The organism is Inquilinus sp. NPDC058860, assembly GCF_042743185.1.
Classification (GTDB): domain Bacteria; phylum Pseudomonadota; class Alphaproteobacteria; order DSM-16000; family Inquilinaceae; genus Inquilinus.
Genome location: NZ_JBHYMS010000039.1, coordinates 1 through 25,637, shown reverse-complemented (window position 1 = coordinate 25,637; position 25,637 = coordinate 1). Strand labels below are relative to the sequence as shown.

25 protein-coding genes and 1 pseudogene are annotated in these 25,637 nt (G+C 64.7%); 15 read left to right on the top strand and 11 right to left on the bottom strand.

Annotation, left to right across the window (positions count from 1 at the left end; genetic code table 11):
* Positions 1-164 precede the first annotated feature (164 nt).
* Both nhaA and ACFW16_RS23675 read left to right on the top strand, forming a co-directional pair.
* On the top strand, positions 165-1,478 hold the full coding sequence (gene nhaA / locus ACFW16_RS23680) for a Na+/H+ antiporter NhaA (protein ID WP_380309637.1): 1,314 nt from the start codon (positions 165-167) through the stop codon (positions 1,476-1,478).
* A 213-nt stretch (positions 1,479-1,691) separates the two neighbouring features.
* Positions 1,692-2,279 (top strand): DUF2147 domain-containing protein, encoded by a 588-nt coding sequence (locus ACFW16_RS23675; RefSeq protein ID WP_380309635.1) that lies wholly within the window; start codon positions 1,692-1,694, stop codon positions 2,277-2,279.
* 50 nt (positions 2,280-2,329) lie between these two features.
* On the opposite strand, the gene ACFW16_RS23670 is transcribed toward ACFW16_RS23675, so the two are convergent.
* Together ACFW16_RS23670 and ACFW16_RS23665 are read right to left on the bottom strand one after the other, a co-directional pair.
* A complete protein-coding gene (locus ACFW16_RS23670; RefSeq protein ID WP_380309633.1) occupies positions 2,330-4,606 on the bottom strand; it encodes a glycosyltransferase family 4 protein in 2,277 nt (758 codons plus the stop codon).
* Between the two features lie 71 nt (positions 4,607-4,677).
* Positions 4,678-5,052, bottom strand: coding sequence for a response regulator (locus tag ACFW16_RS23665; RefSeq protein WP_380309631.1), 375 nt, complete (start codon positions 5,050-5,052; stop codon positions 4,678-4,680).
* A 170-nt stretch (positions 5,053-5,222) separates the two neighbouring features.
* Between ACFW16_RS23665 and ACFW16_RS23660 the strand changes: the two genes are divergently transcribed.
* The 6 genes from ACFW16_RS23660 (at position 5,223) to ACFW16_RS23635 (ending at position 11,703) form a co-directional block, all read left to right on the top strand.
* Positions 5,223-9,659 carry a chemotaxis protein CheB gene (locus ACFW16_RS23660; protein ID WP_380309629.1) on the top strand — a complete coding sequence of 1,479 codons (4,437 nt, stop codon included), beginning with the start codon at positions 5,223-5,225 and terminating at the stop codon, positions 9,657-9,659.
* 151 nt (positions 9,660-9,810) lie between these two features.
* A complete protein-coding gene (locus ACFW16_RS23655) occupies positions 9,811-9,993 on the top strand; it encodes a CsbD family protein (protein ID WP_380309627.1) in 183 nt (60 codons plus the stop codon).
* 50 nt (positions 9,994-10,043) lie between these two features.
* Positions 10,044-10,214: a DUF3309 family protein gene (locus ACFW16_RS23650; RefSeq protein ID WP_380309625.1), complete on the top strand. Its 171-nt coding sequence runs from the start codon at positions 10,044-10,046 to the stop codon at positions 10,212-10,214.
* Between the two features lie 162 nt (positions 10,215-10,376).
* On the top strand, positions 10,377-10,658 hold the full coding sequence (locus ACFW16_RS23645; RefSeq protein WP_380309623.1) for a DUF3309 domain-containing protein: 282 nt from the start codon (positions 10,377-10,379) through the stop codon (positions 10,656-10,658).
* Positions 10,659-10,846: 188 nt separating this feature from the next.
* Positions 10,847-10,984, top strand: a complete 138-nt coding sequence (locus ACFW16_RS23640; RefSeq protein ID WP_380309621.1) for an entericidin A/B family lipoprotein — start codon at positions 10,847-10,849, stop codon at positions 10,982-10,984.
* A 134-nt stretch (positions 10,985-11,118) separates the two neighbouring features.
* The gene (locus ACFW16_RS23635; protein ID WP_380309619.1) at positions 11,119-11,703 is read left to right on the top strand and encodes an RNA polymerase sigma factor; all 585 of its coding nucleotides are present in this window, start codon (positions 11,119-11,121) and stop codon (positions 11,701-11,703) included.
* Here the strand turns inward: ACFW16_RS23635 and ACFW16_RS23630 are convergent.
* On the bottom strand, positions 11,633-12,097 hold the full coding sequence (locus ACFW16_RS23630) for a hypothetical protein (RefSeq protein WP_380309617.1): 465 nt from the start codon (positions 12,095-12,097) through the stop codon (positions 11,633-11,635). The two genes, ACFW16_RS23635 and ACFW16_RS23630, sit on opposite strands and share 71 nt — an antisense overlap.
* Positions 12,098-12,129: 32 nt before the next feature.
* Between ACFW16_RS23630 and ACFW16_RS23625 the strand changes: the two genes are divergently transcribed.
* Complete coding sequence (locus ACFW16_RS23625; protein ID WP_380309615.1) at positions 12,130-12,768, top strand: hypothetical protein; 639 nt, start codon at positions 12,130-12,132, stop codon at positions 12,766-12,768.
* Positions 12,769-12,799: 31 nt separating this feature from the next.
* Positions 12,800-13,570 carry an SDR family oxidoreductase gene (locus tag ACFW16_RS23620; protein ID WP_380309614.1) on the top strand — a complete coding sequence of 257 codons (771 nt, stop codon included), beginning with the start codon at positions 12,800-12,802 and terminating at the stop codon, positions 13,568-13,570.
* A 134-nt stretch (positions 13,571-13,704) separates the two neighbouring features.
* On the opposite strand, the gene ACFW16_RS23615 is transcribed toward ACFW16_RS23620, so the two are convergent.
* A complete protein-coding gene (locus ACFW16_RS23615) occupies positions 13,705-14,205 on the bottom strand; it encodes a hypothetical protein (RefSeq protein WP_380309612.1) in 501 nt (166 codons plus the stop codon).
* 684 nt (positions 14,206-14,889) lie between these two features.
* On the opposite strand from ACFW16_RS23615, the gene ACFW16_RS23610 reads away from it, so the two are divergent.
* Positions 14,890-15,636: a hypothetical protein gene (locus ACFW16_RS23610; protein WP_380309611.1), complete on the top strand. Its 747-nt coding sequence runs from the start codon at positions 14,890-14,892 to the stop codon at positions 15,634-15,636.
* Positions 15,637-16,192: 556 nt separating this feature from the next.
* On the opposite strand, the gene ACFW16_RS23605 is transcribed toward ACFW16_RS23610, so the two are convergent.
* The 4 genes from ACFW16_RS23605 to ACFW16_RS23590 all read right to left on the bottom strand — a co-directional run bounded on the left by ACFW16_RS23605 (position 16,193) and on the right by ACFW16_RS23590 (position 19,236).
* Complete coding sequence (locus ACFW16_RS23605; protein ID WP_380309609.1) at positions 16,193-16,555, bottom strand: antibiotic biosynthesis monooxygenase family protein; 363 nt, start codon at positions 16,553-16,555, stop codon at positions 16,193-16,195.
* Between the two features lie 495 nt (positions 16,556-17,050).
* Positions 17,051-18,727, bottom strand: a complete 1,677-nt coding sequence (locus tag ACFW16_RS23600; protein ID WP_380309607.1) for a recombinase family protein — start codon at positions 18,725-18,727, stop codon at positions 17,051-17,053.
* Positions 18,724-18,873: a hypothetical protein gene (locus ACFW16_RS23595; protein ID WP_380309605.1), complete on the bottom strand. Its 150-nt coding sequence runs from the start codon at positions 18,871-18,873 to the stop codon at positions 18,724-18,726. Before ACFW16_RS23595 ends, ACFW16_RS23600 begins: the two co-directional genes overlap by 4 nt.
* A 117-nt stretch (positions 18,874-18,990) precedes the next feature.
* Entirely contained in the window at positions 18,991-19,236 is a 246-nt protein-coding gene (locus ACFW16_RS23590) for a multiprotein-bridging factor 1 family protein (protein WP_380309603.1), read from the bottom strand.
* Between the two features lie 169 nt (positions 19,237-19,405).
* On the opposite strand from ACFW16_RS23590, the gene ACFW16_RS23585 reads away from it, so the two are divergent.
* The 4 genes from ACFW16_RS23585 to ACFW16_RS23570 all read left to right on the top strand — a co-directional run bounded on the left by ACFW16_RS23585 (position 19,406) and on the right by ACFW16_RS23570 (position 22,846).
* Complete coding sequence (locus ACFW16_RS23585; protein ID WP_380309601.1) at positions 19,406-20,050, top strand: hypothetical protein; 645 nt, start codon at positions 19,406-19,408, stop codon at positions 20,048-20,050.
* A gap of 135 nt (positions 20,051-20,185) precedes the next feature.
* Positions 20,186-20,635 (top strand): MucR family transcriptional regulator, encoded by a 450-nt coding sequence (locus tag ACFW16_RS23580; protein ID WP_380309600.1) that lies wholly within the window; start codon positions 20,186-20,188, stop codon positions 20,633-20,635.
* Between the two features lie 776 nt (positions 20,636-21,411).
* Positions 21,412-22,479 (top strand): NAD(P)H-dependent flavin oxidoreductase, encoded by a 1,068-nt coding sequence (locus ACFW16_RS23575; RefSeq protein ID WP_380309598.1) that lies wholly within the window; start codon positions 21,412-21,414, stop codon positions 22,477-22,479.
* Between the two features lie 220 nt (positions 22,480-22,699).
* Positions 22,700-22,846: a hypothetical protein gene (locus tag ACFW16_RS23570; RefSeq protein WP_380309596.1), complete on the top strand. Its 147-nt coding sequence runs from the start codon at positions 22,700-22,702 to the stop codon at positions 22,844-22,846.
* A 58-nt stretch (positions 22,847-22,904) separates the two neighbouring features.
* Here the strand turns inward: ACFW16_RS23570 and ACFW16_RS23565 are convergent.
* The 3 genes and pseudogenes from ACFW16_RS23565 to ACFW16_RS23555 all read right to left on the bottom strand — a co-directional run.
* Positions 22,905-23,528 (bottom strand): annotated as a pseudogene (locus ACFW16_RS23565) (Tn3 family transposase); the annotation flags it as partial.
* Between the two features lie 36 nt (positions 23,529-23,564).
* Entirely contained in the window at positions 23,565-24,005 is a 441-nt protein-coding gene (locus tag ACFW16_RS23560; protein WP_380309594.1) for a hypothetical protein, read from the bottom strand.
* A gap of 257 nt (positions 24,006-24,262) precedes the next feature.
* Complete coding sequence (locus tag ACFW16_RS23555; protein ID WP_380309592.1) at positions 24,263-24,667, bottom strand: response regulator; 405 nt, start codon at positions 24,665-24,667, stop codon at positions 24,263-24,265.
* Positions 24,668-25,637 lie beyond the last annotated feature (970 nt).

Below are 25,637 nucleotides of genomic sequence, written 5' to 3'. Positions count from 1 at the left end.
ACGACAACGACAAGAGATGGAATGATCGGCCGGTCGGCAACTGATCCTGATGGTCACCCTGCCAGACGGCTTCATACCTTGTGCGGCAAAGCCGCGCGCAAACTGCAGTTTGCATTTTCGACCGACGGACGACCGCACGAACCGATCAGGAAAGTCCGCGTACCATGAACCGCAGCCTTGAGCGGCTTCCACAGGAACCGGTGGACCGGTTTACCAAGCCGTTCACGAGGTTCCTTCGCATCGAGGCGACGGCCGGTGCCGTTTTGCTGCTCTGCGCCCTCCTGGCCCTGGTTCTCTCCAACTCCTCCTGGTCGACGCCGTTTCTCACTGTGTGGGACATGCCGGCCGGCTTCCGGCTGGGCGGCTTTGAGTTCTCCCGCTCGTTGAAGCACTGGATCAACGATGGGCTGATGACGCTGTTCTTCTTCGTCGTCGCCCTCGAACTGAAGCGCGAGATGGTGTTGGGAGAATTGCGCAACCCGCGCATGGCCGCTCTGTCCATCGCCGCGGCTCTTGGCGGAATGGTCGTGCCGGCGGGCCTCTTCCTGTTGCTGGAGGGCGGCGGCAAGGGCGCCCACGGCTGGGGCATCGTCATGGCGACCGATACCGCCTTCGTGATCGGCTGCCTCGCAGTCCTTGGATCCCGCGTTCCGCACAGCTTGCGGCTGTTTCTCCTGTCGCTGGCGATCTTCGATGACATCGGCGCCATTGTGGTGATTGCGATCGGCTATGGCGGCGCTTTGGACTGGACCGCGCTCGGAGTGGCAGGGCTGGGACTTGCGGTCGTGGCCGGGATCGCGCGCCTCGGCGTCCGGAGCTTCCTGATCTATTTCGCAATCGGCGGAGCGATCTGGCTGGCCCTGGACGCATCGGGCATCCACCCTACGCTCGCGGGCCTTGTCCTGGGCCTGATGACCCCGGCGCGCAGCTGGGTGAGCGACAACCGCCTGCGCGCTATTCTAAATCGTGTGGTGGCGTATCCTCCGGGCAACCGCTGGAGCGGAGACACGACGGACCGGCGCGATCTCCGCCGCGCAAGCATCGCTTCCCGTGAAGCCCTCTCTCCCATCGAGCGCCTCGAGATCATCCTTCACCCTTGGGTGGCATTCACGATCATGCCGCTCTTCGCGCTGGCGAATTCCGGTCTGGCGATCTCCCCCGAAGACATTGGCGGAACCCTCGGAATCGCGATCTTCGCTGGTTTCGTGTTCGGCAAACCCATCGGCGTGGTCGCTTTCAGCTGTCTGGCCGTAGGCCTCCGATTTGCGGTGCGCCCGCCCGAGCTGTCTTGGAGCGTGCTGGCAGCCGGCGCCCTCCTGACCGGCATCGGTTTCACGATGGCCCTGTTCATCGGCGAATTGGCCTTCGATTCCAGCCTGCTCAACGCGGCCAAACTGGGTATTCTGGGCGCCTCGGCCGCCTCCGCGGCATGCGGGCTGCTGGCCTTGGCATGGCTGACGTCTCCCGCCAGGCGGTGACCCGGATCAGACCGATCCTTCAGCCCGCACCCGTGCAGTCCCCGCCGAGGTGAAGAGCTTGCGGCGTCGTCTCCATTGCGGTGCCCACGCGGATCGCGAATCACCTGGAAGCCCGAAGACGTGTGTTAGCATCCGTTTTGAAGGATTGAGCAGCCGCGCTCGGATGATGGATATATAGGCAGCTGTCCGAAGGCTCCCCGGCTCGGAGGCCTTATGTGGATCCTGGAGGATGGCGGGCTGGCCGGTGATCGTGGATCCCGCCGGGCGCTGAATGACGGTCAGAATTGCTTGCCCACCCTGGACAGGAGGAGGGCCTCCGTACGGCTGCGCTCGCCGCGTCAGCTGTATCGCGCTGCCCTGCTGATCGCGGGGATCGCTTGTCTCGCGATTCCGCGCTCTACAGCCTGGGCGGCCGCCCTGCAGGGCGTGTGGCTGATCGGCGGAAAGGCGGCAGTGCAGATGTTCGACTGCGACGGATTGCTGTGTGGCCGGATTCGTTGGTTGCAGAATGCTCGGGATCCCCAAAATCAGGCGGTGCGTGACAAGAACAATCCGGAGCCGGCGCTGCGGCAGCGGCAACTCTGCGGCCTGACGATCATTTCGGGGATGCGGCCGACAGGCCCTGATCGCTGGGAAGGTGGTTCGTTCTACAACCCGGACGATGGGAAAACATACGGGGTCTCGGCGGAACTCAAATCCGCCGATGTGCTCGTTGCGCGAGTCTATGCGGGGATCCCGGCTCTCGGCGAAACCAAGACTCTGCAACGGATTCCACACGGCACATCGGAAGGCTGGTGTTGAGATGCGGTCGACCGCGTCCGATCCATCGGACGCCCACGGCATTCACGCTCCTAGGCCAGGCGCGGCAGGAATTTTGCGCGGCCGTCGCTGAGACGGGTGGCCCGGCGAATCTCCGACAGGCCGAGAAGATAGGACACGACCGACTCGCCGCCTCGGTTCTCGTTAAGGCGGTCGGGGTGCAAGCCGTCGCGGCAGCTGCCGGTGTCCGGGTCGACCAGGGACAGCGACAGGTCGTTGTCGCCGAGGAACCAGGCAAAGGCACGCGCCGCATCGGCCTTCCACTCGGAGTCGTCATCCGCCCGCCACGCCGCCAGGCACGCCGAGATTGCCGCCGCAGCTTCCAGGGGCTGCTGATCGAAGGGCCGCGGTGCCGTCCGCTTGTCGCCGAAGCTGTCCGACCCGACCGGGCGGAACACGCCCGCCGGCGTCGTCTGCAGCGCCATCAACCAGTGCAGGGTCCGCAGGCCGGCATCGACAAAGCCCAGCGATCCAGTGGCCATTCCGGTGACGATCAGAGCCTGGGACAGTCGCGCATTGTCATAGGCCAGACCCTCCTCGAACCACACCCAGTCCCGGGTCTCGACCGCCGCCAGGATCGACATCAGCCGCTCGGCCAGGTCATGCCGGACCCGCTCGGCCAGGGAGTCCTCGGGCACCACCGCGCAATATCCGTCCAACCCGAGCAGGGCGAAGGCCCAGGCGCGCGGCGATCCGAAGCCCTCGACCGTCGGCAGCGCTTCGGCAAACAAGGCCGTTGCCCAGCGCCGACGCGACGGGCTGGCGTCGCTGCGGGCGCACTCGCCCAGGGCCCAGAGCGTCCGCCCGTGGCTGTCCTCCGAACCACTGGCTTCGAGCCAGCGCCGGTCGAACCCCATGAAGTTGCGGAACCGCTTGGTGTCGGGGTTCCAGGCATGCTGGACGAAGGCGGCCAGGCGGGCCGTCAGGGCTTCGGGCAGGCGCAGTTCGCGCGGATGGTTCAAGGCGCAGGCCACCAGCAGCGCGCGGGCATTGTCGTCGACGCAGTAGCCGTGGGACCGATCGGGCACCGAATGGACCGCATGCTGGAACAGCCCGGTGTCGTCGCACATCGACAGGAAGTGGCCGAGCTGCATTTCCGGCGGAGCGAAGCCGTCACGCGTCGGCACGGTGATGTCGGGCCGGTCGATCACCCGCAGCCGATGCCCGCGCCGGGCGTGCTCGAACACGGCCAGGTATCGTCCCGCCGTGCGAGCCCAGGTCATCGACCGGCTGCTGGCATAAGCCCGTCGGCGCATTGCCTCGCGCCGGATGTCGTCGTTCAGCAGCCCGGCGACCGCGGCACCGATGGCCGGTGCATCGCCGGATGGGACAAGAATGCCGCGGCCTTCGGCCAGCAGCTCCTGCGCGTGCCAGTAGGGTGTCGAGACCACCGCCTTGCCCATCCCGAAGCTGTAGGCCAGGGTGCCCGACGTCATCTGCGCCTCGTTGAGATAGGGCGTGACGTAGACGTCGCACATGGCGATGAACTCGAGCAGCGTCGCCCGGTCCACGAACTGGTCGAGCAGCACGACGTGGCCCTCGACGCCGCGATCGCGCACCCGGGCCGCCAAGCTTTCGCGATAGGCCTCGCCCTGGTCGCGGACGAGATTGGGATGCGTCGCGCCGAGCACGACATAGACCGCATCTGCCCGGCCCTGCAGGATCGACGGCATCGCGTCGATCATGACCTCGATGCCCTTGTTGGGGGACAAGAGGCCGAAGGTCAGGATGACGGGCCGCCCGGCGAAGCCGAGCTTGGCCTTCGCCGCGGCGGGCTCGACGAAGGCGACGTCGGGGATTCCGTGCGGGATGACATCGATCTTCTCCGCCGGGACCGCATACACCGCCTGCAGGAGCTCGCGGCCCTTTTCGGCCATGACGACGACCCGGGACGATGCGCCGATGATCCGGTTCAGCACGCTCCGCTGCGCCGGCGTCGGCTCGGCCAGGACCGTGTGCAGCGTGGTGACGACCGGCATGGTCAGCCGCGAGAGCAGCGCCATGATGTGGCTGCCGGCCTCGCCGCCGAAGATGCCGAATTCATGCTGCAGCGAGACGACGTCGAACTGGCCGGCATTGAGGGCCTCGGCCGTCCGGACGTAGTCTTCGATCCGGTCGTCGGCGACCTCGAGGCGAACGGTGGCCGGATAGTCGTAGGTGTGGCCGTGGTCGGTCATCGCCACGATGCAAGTGTCCGTCGTCGAATCCGATTCCGCGACCGCCTGCTGCAGATCCGTTGTGAAGGTGGCGATCCCGCAGCGGCGGGGCAGCGAGTTTCCGATGAATGCCAGACGGCTCAGCTGGGCCATGGTCGTACCTCCTTCGGGCGGTCGGCGATCCGCCGCGGTTCTGTGATGGCCGTGCGGGGCGGTCCGGCCCTTCAAGGGACAGGCGTGACACCGAGCGCGCATTGAATGGCTCGGGCCAGGTCGGCTTCCCGAAACGGCTTCTGCATCACCACCGCGTCCGGCCTGAGCGCTTGGACACTTGACGCATCCCCGCTGACGAACACGTGCGGAACAGGTCCGGCCCGGAGTATTGTCTCGACGGCCGAGACACCGCTGCCGGCGCCCAATCGCGCATCGACGATCATCAGATCCGGCCTGCATCGCATGGCGGCTGCCACCGCATCCGCCTCGGTGGCCTCGATCGCGCAGACCTCATAGCCCATTCCGCCGAGCACCTCGGCCAGCAGCATGGCGATGATGGCTTCGTCTTCCACGAGCAGGACGCGGAGCGCTGCCATTTGGTTCATGTCGCCTCCGGCACTCTCGGTTCGCCCCAGATGTCCAACCATAGCCGGCGCGAGACGGCCGAGGGCAGGCTCGGAAACTACGCAGGCCGCTTCTGTTGCCGCGCCCTTGGCGATGGGCCGCCACTCCCACCCGCAGGTCGCTGCCGCAACGCGGTTGTGATAGCATCGGGATGGTCCTCCGAATGGGAGGCAACCCCGTGAGGCCCACAAACATGCCGGGAAGTCGTCCGCAGCGGGCCGGAGCGGCCCGGCCGCGATCGAGCCGGCGTGCCTCGCCGGCGCCATCGCGGGAGTTCCTGGTCGTCGGAATCGGTGCCTCGGCGGGCGGCCTCGATGCCTGCAAGAGGCTGCTGGACGGCCTGCCCGCCAAGACCGGCATGGCCTTCATCCTGGTCCAGCATCTCGATCCGACCCATGAAAGCATGATGGTGGGACTGCTGGCCGGCCACACGGCGATGACCGTGCGGCAGGCAGAGGACGGGATGCCGATCGAACGCGAGCACCTTTATGTCATCCCCCCCGGGACCTTTCTGTCGGTGGGCGACGGCGCCCTGCACCTGTCGCAACCCCGGGCGCGTCACGGCGCGCGTCTGCCGTTCGACTTTCTGCTGCACTCGATGGCGGAAGCCTGCGGTCCGCGGGCCATCTGCGTGATCCTTTCAGGAACCGGGGCCGACGGCAGCCTCGGGCTGAGGTCGGTGAAGGAGAAGTCCGGGCTCGTCATCGCACAGGACCCCGACGAGGCCGGCTATGACGGCATGCCGCGGAGCGCGATCGCGACGGGGGCGGTCGATCTTGTGCTTCCCTTGGCCAGGATTCCCGATGCGCTCGCGAAACATGAGCGAAGGATGAAGGGCATTCCCGGGCCGGACGGTTCGGCACCGCAGGATGCTGCGCAGATCCGGCTGTCCCAGATCATCGAACTTCTGCGGACCAGGACCGCCCACGATTTCACGCTGTACAAGCCGGGGACGCTGCAGCGCCGGATCGAGCGGCGCATGGCGATGGCATCGATCGGGGCCGCCGATATGGGCCGGTATCTCGAGATGCTGCAAAGCGATCCCCGCGAGCTCGACCTCCTGGCCAGGGACCTGCTGATCAACGTCACCAGCTTCTTCCGGGACCCGAAGGTGTTCGATCTTCTCGCGAAGGAGATCGTTCCCGACCTGGTCCGCAAACACTCACCCGACCACCCGCTGCGTATCTGGATCGCCGGGTGCAGCACCGGCGAGGAGACCTATTCCCTCGCCATGCTGTTCCGCGAAGAGATCTCGGCGACGAGGCCCGGCCTCAAGCTGCAGGTCTTCGCCTCCGATGTCGACCCGGATGCCGTCGCCAGGGCTCGCGAGGGGTTGTACCCCGAGACGATCGTGTCGGAGGTGTCGCCCGCTCGTCTCGCTCGCTTCTTCTCGAAGGAGGACTACGGTTACCGGGTATCGCCCGAACTACGCGCATCGGTGGTCTTCACGGTCCAGGATGTGCTGGCCGATCCGCCCTTCTCGCGCCTCGACCTGGTGTCCTGCCGGAACCTGCTGATCTATCTGCGGCCCGAGGCCCAGGAGAGAGTGGTCTCGCTGTTCCATTTCGCTCTGCGAGAGGGCGGCATCCTGCTGCTCGGGAGTTCGGAGACGATCGGGAGCCCCGACGGCCGCTTCGACGTGATCTCCAAGCCGGAGCGGCTGTATCGGCACATCGGCCGCAGCCGGCCGGGCGATCTCGGATTGTCGGCGGGTGCCGGCGACGGCGTCCGGGTCCCGGCGCGTCCGGGACAGGGCCCGGCGCCCTCACGCCAAGCCGTTCTGGCCGAGCTGTGCCGGCGGCTGGTGATGGAGGCGTATGCGCCGGCGGCGGTCCTGATCAACCGCAAGCACGAGTGCCTGTACTCGCTGGGGCCGACGGACCGCTATCTGCGCATGGCGCCGGGCCACCCGACGCACGACCTGTTGGCGATGGCGCGGGAGGGCATGCGCACCAAGCTCCGCGCGGCGATCCAACGGGCCGATCAGGAGAATGCGCGCATCGTCGTCGGCGGCGGCCGAACCGATCACGATGGCCATCCGGCTTCGTTCAGCATCGCCGTGCAGCCGGTCCAGAGCGAGGGCGAGGAGCTGCTGCTGATCTGCTTCATCGACGAACCCAAGCCGGAGCGTGGAGTTGGTCGCCGGGCCTCCCCGGGACGCGGTCCGCGGTTCGCCGAACTCGAGCAGGAGCTCGAGGCCACGAGGGCGGAGCTGCAGGGCGCCATCCGCAACCTCGAGATCTCGACCGAGGAGCAGAAGGCGATCAACGAGGAAGCCCTGTCCGTGAACGAGGAATATCAGTCGACGAACGAGGAGCTGATCACCTCGAAGGAGGAGCTGCAGTCGCTGAACGAGGAGCTGACCGCCCTGAACAGCCAGCTCCAGGAAACGCTGGAACGGCAACGCACGACGTCCAACGACCTGCAGAACGTGCTGTACAGCACCGATGTCGCGACGCTCTTCCTCGACACCAGCCTCAACATCCGCTTCTTCACGCCTGCCACCAGATCGCTGTTCAACGTCATTCCCGGCGACGTCGGCCGGCCGCTCGCGGACCTCCACTCGCTGGCGGCCGACGGCGCGCTTCTGACCGACGCCAGGGCGGTGCTGCAGACCCTCGCGCCGATCGAACGGGAGATCGAAGCGCAGAGCGGCGCCTGGTATGTCCGCCGCATCCTGCCCTATCGCACCCAGGACAACGGGGTCGAGGGCGTCGTCATCACCTTCGCCGACATCACCGAGCGCCGGCACACGGCCGACGCGCTGGAGGCGGCCAGGCGGCAGGCGGAGCTGGCGACCGCGGCGAAGTCGCGCTTTCTCGCCGCCGCCAGCCACGATCTCCGCCAGCCGCTGCAGACGCTGGCCCTGCTGCAGGGGCTGCTGGCGAAGAGCGTGGAGGGGGAGAGGGGGCTGAAGCTGGTCGCGCGGCTCGACGAGACGCTGGGCGCCATGACCGGCATGCTGAACGCGTTGCTCGACATCAACCAGATCGAGGCCGGGACTGTCCGCGCAGAGAAGGTCCATTTCCCGGTCGACGATCTGCTGGAACGGCTGAAGGACGAGTTCACCTACCACGCGCAGGCCCAGAGGCTCGCCTTGCACGTGGTCCCGTGCGGCCTTTCGATCCACAGCGATCCACGTCTGCTGGAGCAGATGATCCGCAACCTGCTGTCGAATGCGCTGAAATACACCAAGCAGGGCAAGGTGCTGCTCGGCTGCCGTCGGCGCGAGGGGATGTTGAGCATCGAGATCTGGGACACCGGGGTCGGGATTCCGGCCGGGGAACTGCAGACGATCTTCGAGGAGTACCATCAGCTCGACAATGCCGCGCGCGAACGAAGCCGCGGCCTCGGCCTCGGACTTTCCATCGTGCAGCGCCTGGGGAATTTGCTGGGTCATCGGGTGCGCGTCCGCTCCCAGCTGGGCAGGGGGTCGGTCTTCGCCGTCGAGATCATGCTGCCGCAAAGCGAGACGGGGCCGTCGCGCGAGCCGCAGCGGCTCGGCAGCGATGACCAGGTCGCGGAAAACGTCCACCGCACCGGCGCGATCCTGGTGGTCGAGGACGATCCTGAGGTGCGCGAGCTCCTCGAACTTCTCCTGAAGGACGAGGGCCACCGCGCCGCGGCGGCACCAGACGGCTCCGCGGCACTGGAGCTGGTGGCGCGGGGGACGATCCGGCCCGACCTCATCCTCGCGGACTACAACTTGCCGGGCGGCATGGATGGGCTCCAGGTCGCCGCGAAGCTGCGGGAAAGGCTTCGCCGCCAGGTTCCGGTCATCATCCTGACCGGCGACATCTCGACCGCCACCCTGCGCGACATCGCCCGCCAGGACTGCGTGCAGCTTAACAAGCCGGTGAAGCTGAAGGAGTTGGCGCAAGCGATCCAGCGCATGCTGGCGACGGCGCCATCCTCGGCGCATCCCCACGCCGCAAGCTCTGCCGAGGGGGCCGGCGACCCGGGCGAACCCGTCATCTTCATCGTCGATGACGACAGCCATGTGCGGGACGGAATTCGCAGCGTGCTCGAGGAGGACGGCCGGATCGTCGAGGACTACGCGTCTTGCGAGGCCTTCCTGGAGGCCTATCATCCGGGCCGTGCAGCCTGCCTCCTGGTCGATGCCTATCTGCCCGGAATGAGCGGGCTCGAGCTGCTGCAGCGGCTGAGGGATGCCGGCCATCGGCTGCCGGCCATCATGATCACCGGCAACAGCGACGTGCCGATGGCGGTCCAGGCCATGAAGGCCGGTGCGTCGGACTTCATCGAGAAGCCGGTCGGCCGCGGCGAGCTGCTCGCCGGCGTCGAGCGTGCCCTCGAGCAATCGCGCGATGCGAACAAGCTGGCCGCCTGGCGGGAGGCTGCGGCCAACCACGTCGCGGGGCTGAGCGCACGCCAGCGCCAGGTCATGGAACTGGTCCTCGCCGGCCACCCCAGCAAGAACATCGCCGCGGATCTCGGCATCAGCCAGCGCACGGTCGAGAACCATCGCGCCACGATCATGAAGAAGACAGGATCGAAGTCCCTTCCGGCGCTGGCCCGGCTGGCGCTGGCCGCTGCCTGGACCGGCGCCGACGAACCGCTCGCCTGACCAGGATTTCCAGCCTCGGCCGCGTGGCGTGAGTACATTCCGAGCCTGCCGACACCGCCGCCTTCCCGCTACGTTGGAAATGTCGGAGGCGTGGAGTTTCGAAGCCTTGCGACGGGACGGGTGGCTACAGCCCCGCTTGGAGAACGCTGTCATGGACAAGGATCGGATCGTCGGATCGGCGAAGGAGATCAAGGGCTCGGTCAAAGAAACCATTGGCGAGGCGACAGGCGACGCCAAGCTGCAGGCAGGCGGCAGGGCGGACAAGGCTGAAGGCAGGATTCAGAACGCCGTCGGACGCGTCAAGGATGCAATCAGGAATGCGTTGAGGATGTAGCGGCGTTCCCGGCTCTCGCATGGCGATTATCGTCTAATGGAGCAATGGCAATGAGCACGATTCTGATCGTCATCCTGCTGATACTGCTGCTCGGCGGCGGCGGCTACTACGCTCACGGCCGCTATGGCGGGGCGGGGTTCGGCGGCGTCTTCGGGTTGGTTGTTCTCATTCTCGTGGTGCTTTGGCTTCTTGGTGGCCTGGGCGGCATGGGCAGGATCTAGTCAACCGCCTCTGATCCGAAGCAAGGCTCGGATGCCTCTCGGGCGGCTCTGAGTAGTTTCCGAGGCTGGCGCAACCGCTTCGCTGCCGATTACGCTGCGCTTGGTTGTTCGAAATCTCCGGACCGTCGGCAACCACCCCTCGGTCAAATGCGCCGGATGCCAATGCGATGCGGGCGCAAACCGGACGTCACCGACAGCAAGCCGATCAACATCGGTGACGTGAGACTGGAATGGGGCGGCCGAGCCAGCCGGTTTCGCGCCGCCGCCCTCCTCAGAGTGCATGCCATGAGCCTTGGCACCGTCCTCCTGATCATCCTGGTAGCGGCCATGATCGGCGCCTTGCCGAAATGGCCGTACAGCTCGAGTTGGGGCTATCTCCCGAGCCTTGGGCTCAGCATCCTTCTCGCCATCATCGTCGTGTTGGTGCTCATGGGACGGATTTAGGCCGGGCCGACACATCGACGGCTGATATCGCGGGCCGAAACGGGCGCCGGCAGGCCGGCTTCGGCAACCCACACCGACGCCACTGCCAAACGCAACTCGCGATCGGAAGGAGGGAGCGGGTGCACCTCCTTCCGACGCGTCCCGAAACCGTTCAGCAATAGGTCAAAGCCATGCGCAAGAGAACGATCATGTCGGCCCTCACCCTGTTCGCCCTATTGGGTGCCGCGCCGCTCCTGAGTGCCTGTCACGCCACGGCGGGAGCCGGCGAGGACATCTCAAAGACAGGTCAGGCCATCAAATCGAGCGCGAACCAGAACGCACCCTGACCCGCCGATCCTGAGAATGCACACTTTCGGCACGGCGCAACGCGCAGCCGCACCAGTGTGGAGCCATGGATACTTGAACGAGAACTGCATCGTCGAGGCAGGCAATCAGATCAACGACTGAAGGATGCTTCTCAATGTCGACTATCACCGCCACGACAGAGCGGCAATTTCTCGCGACCGTGGTTCCCTGCATCCGGAATCTTCGCCGCCTCGCGATCGCCCTGACGCGTAACTCCGCCGACGCGGACGATCTCGTTCAGGACACGCTGTTTCGCGCGGTTCGCAAGCTCCACCTATGGCAGCCGGGCACCAACATGATGGCTTGGCTCGTCGTGATGATGCGCCGGCTCTACCTCACGAATTTCATAGACAACAAGCACAACCGGGCCAAGACGATTCCAATCGACGACTGGGATGCCAGCACGCCGGCGACGCAAATGCAGACGGTCGAAGTGACGGAGGTTGCGGCGCGTTGGCAGAATCTCTCGAAGGACCATCGAGAGATTCTCGAGATGGTGGCGGTCCGGGGAGCCTCCTATGAGGAAGCTGCGGAGCAGCTTCGCATCCCGACGGGGACGATACGGTCCCGGTTGGCCCGGGCCCGAATCCATCTGCGACACGACACAGGAACGGCCCACCACGCAACCTTCAGACCAGACGTCCAATTGCGATCGCCTGGTCCGAGGCGTCCACCAGATCCATCAATCGGGACAGGTTGAATTCGGGACCGTCATCGTCGAGCAGAGCAACGGTCAGCGTGCAGACGATCGCGCTCTTCTCGTTATCGGACATCGGGTCCTCCGAATGCATCATCAGCTGCCGCAGCCACGTCGCCAACTCCACCGGCGACATTCTCTCGGCGAAGACCTGATCGAGCATCGTCCGAGTCATGCGTGCGGCGCATTCGAACTTTGCTCGGTCACTGAGCGGTGTGTTTTTGGGTTTCATCGGTCGATGGATAACGGAGCAAAACAAAACCCTGTTCCAAGCTTTGTGACCTGCCGCAATTTTTATCCCCGGGTCGCGCAAGTGTGATGATCCAACCGACAGATCCATGATTTTCGGAAGAATTCGTCCGGGATGCAGAGTTCCGTGGGCGTCCGGCTCGGCCATGCAGGCTTCCGGTTCATGAAGGGACGGATGAGATGATGTACCTTTCCCCTCGGCCCTCGCAGCGCGTCCTGGTTATCGGCCGATCGCCGGCGATCAACCAGAGTGTGGTGGGGCCGCTTCTCGCGCTCGGCATCCCAGTCCAGGGGTCGACCGATCCTGAGGGAGCCGCCCGCCAGTTCGACGCCGCCGATTTCGACCTGGTCGTCTTCGGGCGCGGCATCGTCGGGCCGCTGAGCGAGCGGCTGGCGCGTGACTTTACCCTGCAGAATCGCGACATCCGATGGATCGCCGCCGTCGCCCCGGTGGCGGTCAGGCAGATCCTCTCGGCGCTCGATCACGATCCGCGGCTGCCGCGGCACGCGATGAACTTCCGGGTGATGGAGGACGGCCCGGACCTTCTCGTGCAGGCCACGGTTCTGTCGCCCTGCGCCGCGACCATCGAGATCTATCGTCACCCCGACGCGGACGCCCCGCCTGTCGAGCTTGTCGACCGATCCGCGGCCGAACCCGGTCCGTTTGAGCGCCGTGTCGAGGGCCGCCATCTCCAGCATGCGCAGACGCTTTTGATGACCATGGGTGGGGACGAGTATTTCCTGCATCCACTCGGATCACCGGCGCTTGGGATCGGCTCAGAAGAACGACTTCAATTCTCGCAAAAACAAAGCGAATGATTAGCCTGAAACAAAGAAGTGGAACTTTGTGATGAAATCGCTCACCTACAAAGTCGCCATTGTCACTGGGGCCAGTTCCGGAATTGGCCGGGCAACCGCGTTGCTGTTCGCGCGAGAAGGCGCCAAGGTCGTGGTCGCGGCCCGGCGGAAAGCCGAGCTCGACGCGCTCGTCGCGGAAATCCGGGAGGCCGACGGTCAGGCGGCAGCGCTTGCCGGTGACGTCAAGGACGAAGCCTATGCGAAAGCCTTGGTCGAACTGGCGGTAAACGAATTCGGGGGGCTCGATGTCGCCTTCAACAACGCCGGCATCATCGGCGAGACGGGAGCCATTGCCAACCTGACACTCAAGGGTTGGCGCGAGACGCTCGACACCAATCTGACGAGCGCTTTCCTGGGTGCCAAATATCAGGTGCCGGCGATGATCGAACGCGGCGGCGGCTCCCTGATCCTGACCTCCTCATTCGTCGGCCACACGGTGGGCATGCCGGGCATGACCGCCTATGCCGCCAGCAAGGCGGGGTTGATCGGGTTGGCGCAGGTTCTCGCCGCCGAATACGGGCCGATGGGGATTCGCGTCAATGCATTGCTGCCGGGCGGCACCGACACGCCGGCAAGCGTCACCAACGCGCCGGGCGCGGGCCCCGAGGTGCTGGCCTTCATCGAACGGCTCCACGCGCTGAGGCGCATCGCACGGCCCGAGGAGATCGCAAAGTCGGCGCTCTACCTCGCCTCGGACGCATCGAGCTTCACGACCGGCAGCGCCTTGCTCGCCGATGGCGGCGTATCGATCAATCGAAGCTGAGCGCAGGTATATTCCGTCGGACGGCTGTGGTTCGCCTGCTTGAAGCGGCCTTGATCGTGAAGCTCACAGCGCGCTCGGCTGGCCGAGAGGCCTTCCTGAACGTGCGCATCGCGATATTCCTACCTGTGGGTCAGTCACCAGCTCACAGCAAAGGCGGCGAAGAGAACGCCCACGAGTATTGCGACGATCCCGGCCAGCCTCATGGGGTGTCGCTTCGCCCAGAATCGCCACACCTCATGGAGCCGATCGATCGGGCGAGCGGTCCCTTGCCGACTGCTCTTCTCACCGGAACGGCGCTCGGATCCTTGCAGAGCCCCGGGCGGTATGCCCTCTCGGCCGCTTTCCTCTGGCGGCCCCCGTTCGGAAGCGCCATCCGGAGGAGCAGCATCTCGCGCCAACGCCGCCGCCAGTTCCTCGGGATCCACGACGACAACCTGGACCTGCTCCCCGGTTCCGGGGCGCCCGGCCAGCCTGATCATCGTCGAGACCCGCCGATAGGTGGGAGGGGACGAGCCCTCGATCCGTTCCTCATCGGTCTCGACAGTGTAGGTCCCTGGTGGTTGCGGTCCGTTGATGCCGCTCAAGGTGAAGGGCCGCGCAAAGGTGACGGTCTCGCTACGGGTCCGCAGGGTCATCGGAATCCTCCGAGCTCGCTGCTCGTCTCTTCACCGCAATTCATCCGCGCGCAGGCGCTACAGGAGCGCTCCCCACACGACATAGAGGATGCCCAGCAGAGTGAAGCCCGCGGGAATCACGATCGGTGGAATGAACCAGGCTTTCATGACGCGCTCTCTCAATGCACTGTGGTCCGTCAAGAAGCAGGCCATCAGGCGGCGTCGCCAGCCGACTGATCCGTAAGGCCCGGTCGATGATGTTCAGCGGCTCACCCTGAAGAGATGGTGAGACTCCGAAGCTATTACGACCGAAAGCATCGATAATTCCTCCGGCCCCAGAGGCGTGCAGAGGACGCTGCCTTTTCAGCGCATGGCCAACGAGAGGCAATCATCGTCAATGCATTGGCCGGGATAAAATAAGACATTCCACACATTTCCGTCAGTCGATTTATATCGAAGTTCAATCATATATTTTCAAGTTTACTGGAAATATTTCAAATTTTCTTGAAATCTACATATAAGATCCCCACATCCAATCCGGGATCGCGCCCTCACTTGGATGGCGTCACGGCAGCCAGTTGAAGCGGCATCCTGATCAAGGGTCCGGCGCGCGCCCCCCTGTCGAGCGAGATTGAACTGGGAACGATCGGGTCCTGCTTCGCAGGAAAGCGATATCCCATCAAAGGAAAGACTATGGGAAACCTCATGCGGAGCAAGAGCTCTTACTGGTCGGGCGAGCCAGTGCGGAGCGGCTCGCTGCTCCCTGCCGAACTGGACCGTTCCGCGGAAGAGCGCAGTGAAAACGAAGGGATGGCCGAACACCCGCGGAAGTCGCAGGACCCGGCAGGCTGGGAAATGGACCGGGCAGCGCGCATCGGAGGGCAAGGAAGCCCCGTCCACGAGTATGGCGGACCAACCATCGGCATAGACCACGGTCATGCTCGGAGGCGATATGGCGCGGTCGAGAACACCGATCTGGAGAGACGCGTGCTCGCGCACGAGCAAATCCTGCAGGCGCTGATCGCCCATATGGCGGAGACCGAGCCGGAGTTCATCACTCGATTGAATCGTGCGTTCAACAATCCAGATTTTTTGAGCCGTCGCGAGCACGATTACACGGACACCGCCCAACACGCCGAACAGTTCGTCCGCGAGGTGATCCGTCTTGGAGAAGAGTCGGGGAAATCAGCCATCCCCGCCGATCAGCCGGCGGGCCCACTTCAGTGCACATCGACGGTGGAGCATGTCGTTGAGCAACATAGGGTCGTCCCGACGGTATTCCTGGTGGCGTACCAGGCCGGAAGATGGACAGTGACCAGGGACGGGCAGTTCTACGGCCACTACTTCGCGGGGAAACCGGCTCTGGACGCGGCGCAAGCGGCGATCCGCGCTATCGTCGCGAACGGCGGATCGGCGGTCATGACTCGCCCGCGGCCGCACGAGGCCGGCTGACGCTTCAGCCCCTCGATCATCCGAGATTTCAAGATTCGAAAAGGGAACCTGTGATAGAACTGAGGAATGTGATGATTAATTGTCCTTCGCGATCTGGCGCTTCGATCCATGTAATTTTGTCTCTTTGTGCTGCTATGCTTATTGCCGTCATGACATTTTCATCCGACTCTATTGCGCAAACCAATGCCACATCACATCCGCAGTATATAAGAGGGAAAATCTACAAAGAGAACGATATTGTATTCAACATGGGTAATCTTTATCTCTGCAAAGTCTCGGAGTGGTGCGGCAGTTCGGAATATGAACCAGATAATACAACCATAGCGCGGGCAGCTTGGTCATTGCAAAAGAAAGAATGACATCAAAGTAGCTAGTGCGCGGCGTAGTCCCTTGACGCTGCCGCATCGTGCGGTCCCTCGTCGATGACGATGACGCCCAACTCCAGATAGCTCGCGATTCCGATCACCGCGCCGACCTCCTGTTCGGCCATCAGCCGTCCTGGTTGTCGAGAAGCCGCAAAGCGAAATTCATAAAACCCTCCCACCCGACGCGAAATTCAGCGAGGCTCTTCTTCGATCGCGCGTTCAGTTCCAGAGTAGATGATCACCATGGCATAGTTGACGGGCGTCACAGTGATTCCCAATGTCTTCCAGGCTTCACGTTGGTTCACGCTCGGCGCTTCCAGATGCTCCCAATGGCGTTTCCTGGCTTCTGCGAGATCTGTCTCTGACGCCCAACGTGCCACGTTGATGAACCTGTATCGGGCATTGTCGTCAGCGGTCGCGTAAAGCGTGCCATCGATCAACCCGCTCTGCTGCTTCATGAAATCGTTGCTCGCTGTCCAGTCCGACAGGAATCGGGACGCATGTTGCGCGGGCACTTCGAACAGGACGATCGTCGTCACATCTTGGCGTTCCATGCCTGGATCTCCGCAGTGCCTTTGGTTCGTGACGTGATCGCTCCTGAGCATAGCAAATCGCTGCTATTCCCAGGGAACACGTCGATGGGGACTCGCTGTTAGGCCCTTACCTGATGGCCTTCTCCCGGCATACCGCCTCAAGCATGAGCCGCTGCGGCCGGTCCGGCAGATGTCCGGATTGGGATGCCGGCGTGGCGGCTGCCTTTGGCGCGCTTCGGTCGGGTGGTGCTGACTGGGAGAACGACTTCAGATGATCTTAAGCCGCTACAGCTACGTGTCGGAAGGGTCGATTGGATCGTGGGGGTGCGCGATTCCCAACTCGATCTCCTCGGCGGTCGGCAGCGCTTCGGCAAGTGCCGCCGGCTGTGGATCGGCGCCAGGTCGTGGCCCCTCACTATTATGAAATATCCGGCACCTTTACAGTGCCGATCGGCGCTGACCCCATGCCGGTCGACACTGGAGTGCCGAGGTTATGAGTGTGGGCTTGTCGAAGGGCTATGCAGCGAGCCTGGGAACATACCCTTCGACCAAGCGCAAGAATCGTTGGTTGCGGGTCCCCGCAACCACTGATGTCATGCAAGCCCGATGCGACACCGCATCGGGCTTGTTTGCTTTGGCGCCCAGCCAGCCCAGGATCGTGCCGAGATCGCCATGCAGCGTGGCGTGCAGCTCGCCGCGCTCCGGACCGGGCCGCAGGGTGATGCCGGCGATCACGGTCCGCAGGGCGTCTGCCGCTTCGCGGCGGTCCTCCGGATGGGCCAGCGCCTCCGCCAGCCGCTCCACCTTCCGCCGGAACAGCTCGGCGATGTTCGGGTGCACATCCGGCGGCGGCGCCTCCGCCTCGGCCAGGCGCAGCCGCAGACGGTCCTGCTCGGCCTCGAGATTGTGCAGCCGCTCCATCAGCGCTCGGCTGTAGCCACCGGTCTCCATGATGCGCACGATCTCCGCCACGGCCTTGTCGGCAGCCACCAGGGCATGTCGATCCGATTCGATGGAGGCGCGCCGCGCCTGGTTGCGGCGGTTCATCTCCTCGGTATAGGCGCGCATCGCCTCGGCCGCGGCCTCCGGCGCCAGCAGCCGGTCCTTGAGGCCGGCGAGGACCCGGCGCTCGAGGTCGAGGCGGGCGATGGTCCGGCTGTTGCTGCAGCTGCCCTTGCGCACGTGCTGGGAGCAGGCGAAGCGGTCCCGGAGGTGCAGGACATAGGAGCCGCCGCAGACGGCGCAGGTAATCAGGCCGGACAACAGCGACACGGGGCGGCGCGCCGGATTGAGCCGATTGGCCTTCAGCGCCGAGACCGCGTGGGCTTGGCTGGCGAGGATCGCCTGCTGGCGCGCCTTCACCCCCTGCCACAGTTCGTCCTCGACGATGCGCAGCTCCGGCACCTCTGTGGTGATCCACTCGGACTGCGGGTTGATCCGGGAGACGCGTTTGCCGGTCGACGGATCCTTGATGTAGCGGAGCCGGTTCCAGACCAGGCGGCCGACATAGAGTTCGTTGTTCAGGATCCCGGTGCCACGGGAGACATGACCACGAATCGTGGTGTCGGTCCATTCTGTCCCCCCGGGAGCCGGCACGCCTTCGGCGTTCAGGGATCGGGCGATCGCCCGCGGGCTGGCGCCGGCGGCGAAGTCTCGGCAGATCCGGCGGATGGTCTCCGCCTCCGCCTTGACGATCTCGCGGTCGCCGCGACCCTGGGGGCTTGGGACGACGCGGTAGCCATAGCACAGGCCGCCGCCGATCTTGCCGGCCTCGACCCTGCCGCGGATGCCGCGATGGGTCTTCGCCGCGAGGTCCTTCAGGAAGAGGGCGTTCATCGTGCCCTTCAGCCCGACATGCAGCTCGCTGATCTGGCCTTCAGCCAGGGTAACGATGGCGACGCCGGCGAAGCGCAGCCGCTTGAACACTCCGGCCACGTCCTCCTGGTCGCGGCTGATCCGGTCGAGCGCCTCTGCCAGCACCAGCTCGAAGCCGCCGCGGTGGGCGTCCTGCATCAGCTCCTGGATGCCGGGGCGGAGAAGGGAGGCGCCGGACATCGCCCGGTCGGTGTAGCAGAGCGTCACGGTCCAGCCCTGCCGCTCGGCATGCGCCCGGCACAGCCGCAGCTGGTCCTCGATCGAGGCGTCCCGCTGCGCGTCCGAGGAGTAGCGGGCGTAAAGCGCGACACGGATCATCGGTCCTCCTTCTCCTCTCGGTTCTCGTTGGCGGCCTGGCGCTGCAACCGCTCGTGCTCCTCCCGGGCCAGCTGTCGGCCCAACAGCCGCGCGATCCGCAGCACCGCCGCGTCGATCCGCTCCCACCGGTCCACGTCCTCCGGCATCGCTCCGCTCCGTGCCAGTCGCTCCTGGGGAACAGAGCTGCGCCCGCGACGCAGGCGGATCAATCCGCCGAGGCCGGCCGGGGCGGGAGGAGCGGCCTCTCGGCGGCGGAAACGCCCCTAGGCGCCAGAGCTCGGCTTCTTCAGCCGCACGCCCGGACCGTCGCCGTTCTCCGGGATGAGTTCGACGCCGGCTGCCTCGAAGGCTCTCCTAATGGCGTCCAACGTCGGACGATAGGCCTTGAGCCGCCCGGGCTTCGACTCCAATCGCTTGATCGTCGCGAGCGACACCCCGGATGCCGACGCCAGGTCCTGCTGCGTCCACCACAGAAACATGCGTGCTGCGCGAATCTGCTCACTGGTCATCCCTGCGCCATAGCGCAGGAGTCTCACTCAAGTCCAAGAGTCTTGACTTTGTCAAGAACGAGTTTAGCCTTGAGGTATCAAGTTGCGCCTTGAGGTATAAGGCGGACGAGCCAGGTGTTCGCACCACCCAGCCCGGCCTGACCACAATCCAGCTGCTAGGAGCCGGATCATGGCTGATTCCGACGATACCACGACCTTGCCTGCGCTCAGCCGCCGCGAGCTGATCGGCGGCGCCACCGTTCTGCCGATCGGCGCGGCCGATGCCCCGCGCCGGGGCTCGACCTCTGACCCCGTCCTCGACCTCTGGGAGGAGTGGCGAGTCCTCCACGCCGAGTTGGATGCTTGGCAGGACGATTGGCAGAAGAAGGAGGGCGTTCTTCTCCGCACCGTCGGCATGCCGCGCGTGCTCGTGCCGGTGCCCGGCCAGGTCGAGCCGGTCTCCGCTTGCGAGCCCGCCGAGATCGACGAGCTGCTCGAAGATCTGCCGGGGACGGAAGAGCTTCGACAGAGGCTGCACCGCGAGTTCGCGGCCCACCGGCGTCGGTGGGAGATCGCCGCCGGGGCGATCGGGCTTGGTCCGGTGGAGGAGCGTGTTAATAACGCCTGGGACCGCTGGGACGCCCTCACCGAAACCGTGTGGCAGGTCCCGGCCGGCAGCCTGGCTGGCGTTGCCGCGAAACTCGCCATGGTGCTCTCCATTGGCCAATCCCGCTCCGACGATGACGAGTTCCCGTGGCCGCCTCTGCGTTCGGTGCTGGCGGATCTTCAGCGCCTGGGAAAGCTGCCGGACAGCGTGGTGTCGACCTCACGATAAGAAATGCGCGTTATCCGAGCTGTTACAGCGAGAAAAGCGGCTCGGTGTGAATAACATGTAAGAGCTTCCGAAAACCCTGGACTTGCCGAGCGGCTGCGACAACAGTCGCTCATCGATTCCCAAAGGAGAACAGAAATGGCGGGGGAGACTTCCGTCGGACTGCAACAGGAAGCAGCAGACGAGACACGAAAGCTGACCGTGCAGATCGTCGCCGCGCATGTGGCTCACAATAATGTTGCGACGAGTGACCTACCGGCGCTGATCGATCAGGTGTACAGCGCACTTAGCGGCCTCGGAAAGCCTGTCGAGCCGGTGAAGGAGCGGCCCCAGCCGGCGGTGCCGATCAAGAGGTCGGTCATGCCCGACTACATCGTCTGCCTCGAAGACGGCAGGAAGCTGAAGATGCTCAAGCGGCATCTGAAGACCGGCTACAACATGACGCCGGACGAGTACCGCGAGCGTTGGGGCCTGCCGGCCGATTATCCGATGGTCGCGCCGAACTACGCCAACCAGCGCAGCGCCCTGGCCAAAACGATCGGGCTCGGGACACATCGTCCTGAAGTGGCGCCGGCTCCGGCGCCCTAGCCTGAACCCGCTACTCCGAAGGCCCGCCGCGGCCGCAAGGCGGCCTGATAAACTTGAGCCGGCACCCGTCGATCTCCGATCACGGGTGCCGGCGCGATCTACTCCTGCATCCGCTGGAATCGTGCTGCTGACACGACCGTCGGCTCAGACCCCTATTGCTGTTGTTCGGACGCCTTCGGGGCGACTCCAAATCTGACACTCCATCGGCGCTGCGGCAGCCCCTAGATCGGGCCTGAATCCGGGGCCGGATTGTCCCCTTTGCAGTCATCCAGAAGTCGACCAGGTCGCTCCAAACCGGACGTACCGATCCCCGCGACGAGCTCCCGAAAGCGGACCTCGGGGCGGGGGCCGGTTCGTCCCCATTCCCGCCATTGAGGAGCCACCCGGGCTGCTTCGAACCGGACATTGCAGTCGCCGCGACGAGTTCCCGATAGCGGACCTTAGGGGAGGGCCGCTTGGTCCCATTATCGACTTTCAGGGTTCTTTCCGCCCGCTTCCGAACCGGACGGTTGCGCTAACGCATCCGAGGCCGATAGCGCGCCTCGGCAAGCGCAGCCAATCGGATACGGTGCCATTTGGGGTGCGCGCGCCGTTCGACCGCGGGCGCCGAACGGGGGCTGTGCGCGCCGAGGTCGCAGGCGGTCCGCCCCGCTGAAGACGGCCGTGCCAGTGGAACGGTCATCTGCTTCGGAGACGCCATCGCGATGTCTGGCTGACAGGTATGGTATAGTGATGGTGTTTGGCGTTCTGGCAGTCCGGCAGAGTAGGGGGCTTGGATGTGGCCGCGTCGGGATCTTCAGGAACTTCTGGGCATCGAGCACCCGCTCATCCAGGCCCCGATGAGCGGCGTTACGACGCCCGAGCTGGTCTCGGCCGTCAGCAACGCCGGCGCCCTGGGGTCGCTCGGCTGCGGGATCCTGTCGTCCGATGTCGTGCGCGATCAGGTGGCGGCCGTGCGGGCAAGGACCAGTCACGCCTTCAACCTCAATTTCTTCGCTCATCCGACGCCGCCCCTCGAAAGGGCGGCATTGGCCCGGGCACGCACGACAATCCAGCGCTACTATGATGAGCTCGGCCTCGGCATGGCTCCCGAGCCAAGCGAACCGCCTTTCCCGACGTTCGATTCCGCACGGCTGGATCTGCTCCTCGAGCTCCGGCCGCGGGTCGTGAGCTTCCATTTCGGGCTCCCCGGCGAAGAGGCTCTGCGCCGATTGAAGCAGGCAGGCTGCGTCGTCTTGAGCTCTGCCACCACGGTGGACGAGGCGCGCTGGCTCGAGGATGCAGGCGCCGACGCGATCATCGCGCAGGGGGCCGAGGCCGGCGGGCATCGGGGAACCTTCACCGACCATCCCGGCGCGGGCACTGTGGGAACGATGGCACTTGTTCCCCAGGTCGCCGATGCGATCCGCGTGCCGGTCATCGCCGCCGGCGGCATCTTCGACGGCCGCGGGATCGCGGCGGCGTTCATGCTCGGGGCCAGCGGCGTGCAGATCGGCACGGCGTTTCTCGGCTGCCCCGAATGCAACGTCCCCGAGCCGTACCGGGCCGCACTGCGCCGTGCGACGGACCACGGCACCCACATCACGCCAGCCTATACCGGCAGGCCCGCCCGCGTGCTTCGCAACCGTTTTTCAAGCGAGATGGAAGCCGGTGACGCGCAGGTGCTCGACTTTCCATTCCAGGCGACCCTCTCGATGCCGCTCGGGAGCGGCACCGACGGAACAACCATACGCCCCGACTTCCTGCCGATGTGGGCAGGCCAGGGCGCATCAGCGGCGGATGAGATCCCCGCAGGCGATCTCGTGCGCCGGCTGATCGCCGACGCGCACAGAAATCTCTGCTGATACCGGCGATGGCCAAAGCTTGATCGCCAATCCTGCGAGTTGCAGTGCCGTCTCGGATTGGGTTTCGAGCGCCGGTTTGGGCCATTGCCGGCTCGTCGCAAGTCGAGTCTCGACGCGCGCCGGCGAGCGCCCCAGGAACCGGGCGAAGTCGCCGACCACCCGGACGTAGTCGTGCTGGGTCTTGGGGTGACGACATTCGCCCTACTTTGTGGACCGAGAAATGGTGCAGGGCCTCCAGGAACAGTCATCCCGGCCTTTCGCCCCACGCCGCGGCAGCGAGGCGCGGAAGACCTCCCGTGCGTTCGGCCAATCCGGTTCCATCATCGTCGTGGACATCGCCGACTCCAAATCGGTCGGCATTCCATGAATCACATCGAGTTTCTTGGCGGAATCTTCAAACCAGTACCTGAGTCAATTCGTCCACACCGCCTAAAGCCGGCCCGGCAGCGGCGCCGGAGGTCCGGGTCCTCGAGCCAGTCGAGGGTGAACAGGGTGCGCTCGATCCGGCCGATCTCCTGCAGCGCCAGGTCGAGCCGGTTCTGGCGCCGGTAGGCGGCGAGCTTCTTGAGGATCTCCGACGGCACCACGGTGCCGGCGTCGATCGACGCCACAGTGCGCACAGCGTCGTCCCAGCACTCGATGATGACGTCCGTCCGGATCGGCTTGCCCATGAGGTCCTTCAGGCCAGGATACTGGCTGGCGGAGCCGATCGAAGCCAACTTGCGGTCGGCCAGGTCGCGCAGCCACGGCACGAAGCGGACGCCGAGCATGTGGCTCAGGCCGAAGATGTGATCGCTGCTGCCGCCGGTGTCAGTGTAGTGCTCGGTGATCTGTAGCGACGTGCCACGCAGCAGCAGCCCGTCGAGAGCATATGGTGCTTCCGAGCCGGTCGAGGAGATGACCACCGAGCGATAGGATCCGTGCTGGTCCGACATATGGGTGTAGAACCGGACGCCGGGATCGACGTTGTACTTGGCGTTGACGGCAGCGTGGCCGCCCTTGCCGCGGCCCGTCCGGACGAACTGGCCATCCGATGACGAGGTTGTGCCTTGGCTGGTTTAGTGCGGCCAACCAGGCGCCATGGGTCACCTCGGGCCTGCCTTGGTCGCGTGCAGCTTGAAGGCAACCTCGGTGCGTTCCGGGCCTGAAGCTTTCCCATAATGCCGCGGATGTGCACCTTTACCGTGCTTTCTGAGGTTGAACTCATAGGCGATGACCTTGTTCGGCTTTCCACGGCAAATGCCGTCGGCTATCGCGGCCTGCCGCGCGGTCAGACTGAACACGCTCCTGGCATCCGGCGGAGCCTGCCGCCGTACGCAGTTCGGGTCGAGGAGCGCTCTGGCCGGCACGAACACGCCGCCGGCGATCGCCAATGACAGCGCTCCGATCGCGACGCTGAGAGTGGCGCTGGTCGGGATGCAGCCGCGCACGCCATGGGGCAAGAATTCGAAGATCTGAGACGGATTCTCGACAATGCATGCCGAGATCAACTTGAGAGAGACGTCCAGTCCAGCGTAAGGTTTCATGGCTGCACTTCCACTGCTGATGCTTGTGGCTGTGCAGTTCAGGGCCAGACCACGGTAACCATCAGCCAGAAGCGCAGCACCCGCTTTTCAATCAGAGAGCCGGCCGGCCGAATACCCATCCGACTCGATTTTGATGGGATTGGGGCATCTGCTGCTGTTGGTTTCACGAGGGGGATCAACATCATGCGAAATGCTCGCCGGCCAGCGACGCTGGTGCCGCACGGCTTCCTGGTGGATGCGAGAAGCAGGTGACAAGCTCAGCCGTCGTGCGGGCCGCCCGCGCCGTCGGCGGCAGAAGCCAGCAATCGTCTAAGGCCGAGACGTAGATCCACCAGTTGAAGCGGCTTGCTCAGCAGCGGGATTTCGGCATAGGCGGGCTCGATGGCGTCGTGGCCACGGGCGCTCATGAACATGTGGGGAATGTGTCGCCACAGCAGGATGTCGGCGATGGGATACACGCGCTCGCCGCTCTGCAGCTGGATATCGAGGATCGCTGCATCCAACGTCTCTTTGTCCGCGCAGCGCGCAGCATCCTGCAGGCTGGCGACGGGTCCGACCACCTCGAAGCCGAGCTCGGTGATGAGTTGCTCGAGATTGAGCGCCAGAAGAAACTCGTCCTCGACCACCAGCACCCGCGGGCGCGGTTTGAACTGGCTCAACATGGTTTAAAGCCTCCCTGGCCAAATGCATTTCTTGACAACATCCCAGCGAGGCCGAACGTGCCGACGCACTCGATATTTTTGGTGGGCCGCATCGTAATTTTGATTCCATCAAATGATATAAATATCTGCTCGATGTCTGATTAGATTTTCAAATATTGGAACAGAATGCCTGGCGGTTCTGTTGCTTCCTCAGGGCATCACGCCCAGGAGAACGGACATGTCGAATACCAATCCGAACAACCAAACGCAGGGCAACCAACCGGACCGGAATCGTCCTGACCAGCCCGATCAGGGCCGTCGGGGCCAGGCGACACCCCCGGGACAGGGCGGCCAGCAAGGCGAGCGGCCTAATCCTGCGCAGCCCGGCCAGTCTCGTCCCGGCGACAAAGGTCGGGAGGGTCAGGGTGGGCAACCACTTCCGGGCGGCCCCGGCAACGAGGGATAGTCCAAGCGGCGGTCCTGGCGCCCCGGTACGCCGCTGAAACGCGCATCGACGCCGTGAAGCGCCAGGGGGGCATGCCGGGATATTTCCCCGGAGGTGGCCCCACGCGAGAGGCTGGGCGCGTCATAGCTTCCGTGGTGGCGCGCCCGATTGCGTTCGAACTTCCTCTTTGAAATTTGGTGATTTCACCGGCTGGGCACCGTCCGTGTGAATCGGCGCCGGATCATGATCCCTCAATATCGCGCGAAATCCAGCACTTACCGTGCCGATCGGCGGCGGGAGCACTTGCTGATTTACATAGTGACCTTTGCTGACCGACAGAAGCAGTGCGCTCGCCGCCGATTTATTATACAATTCGTCGCGTATTAGGTGGCGTCGGCGATTTCGCGGGGTCTAGATAAATTTAATGTATAAAGATAGAGAGTAAGAATATTGGACTGCACCCCTGACATGAGACACGATAAATAGAGACAGGTCAGTTTGGTGATGCCATTGCAGCAGGGGCGCGCCCCTGCTGCAATGGCGGCA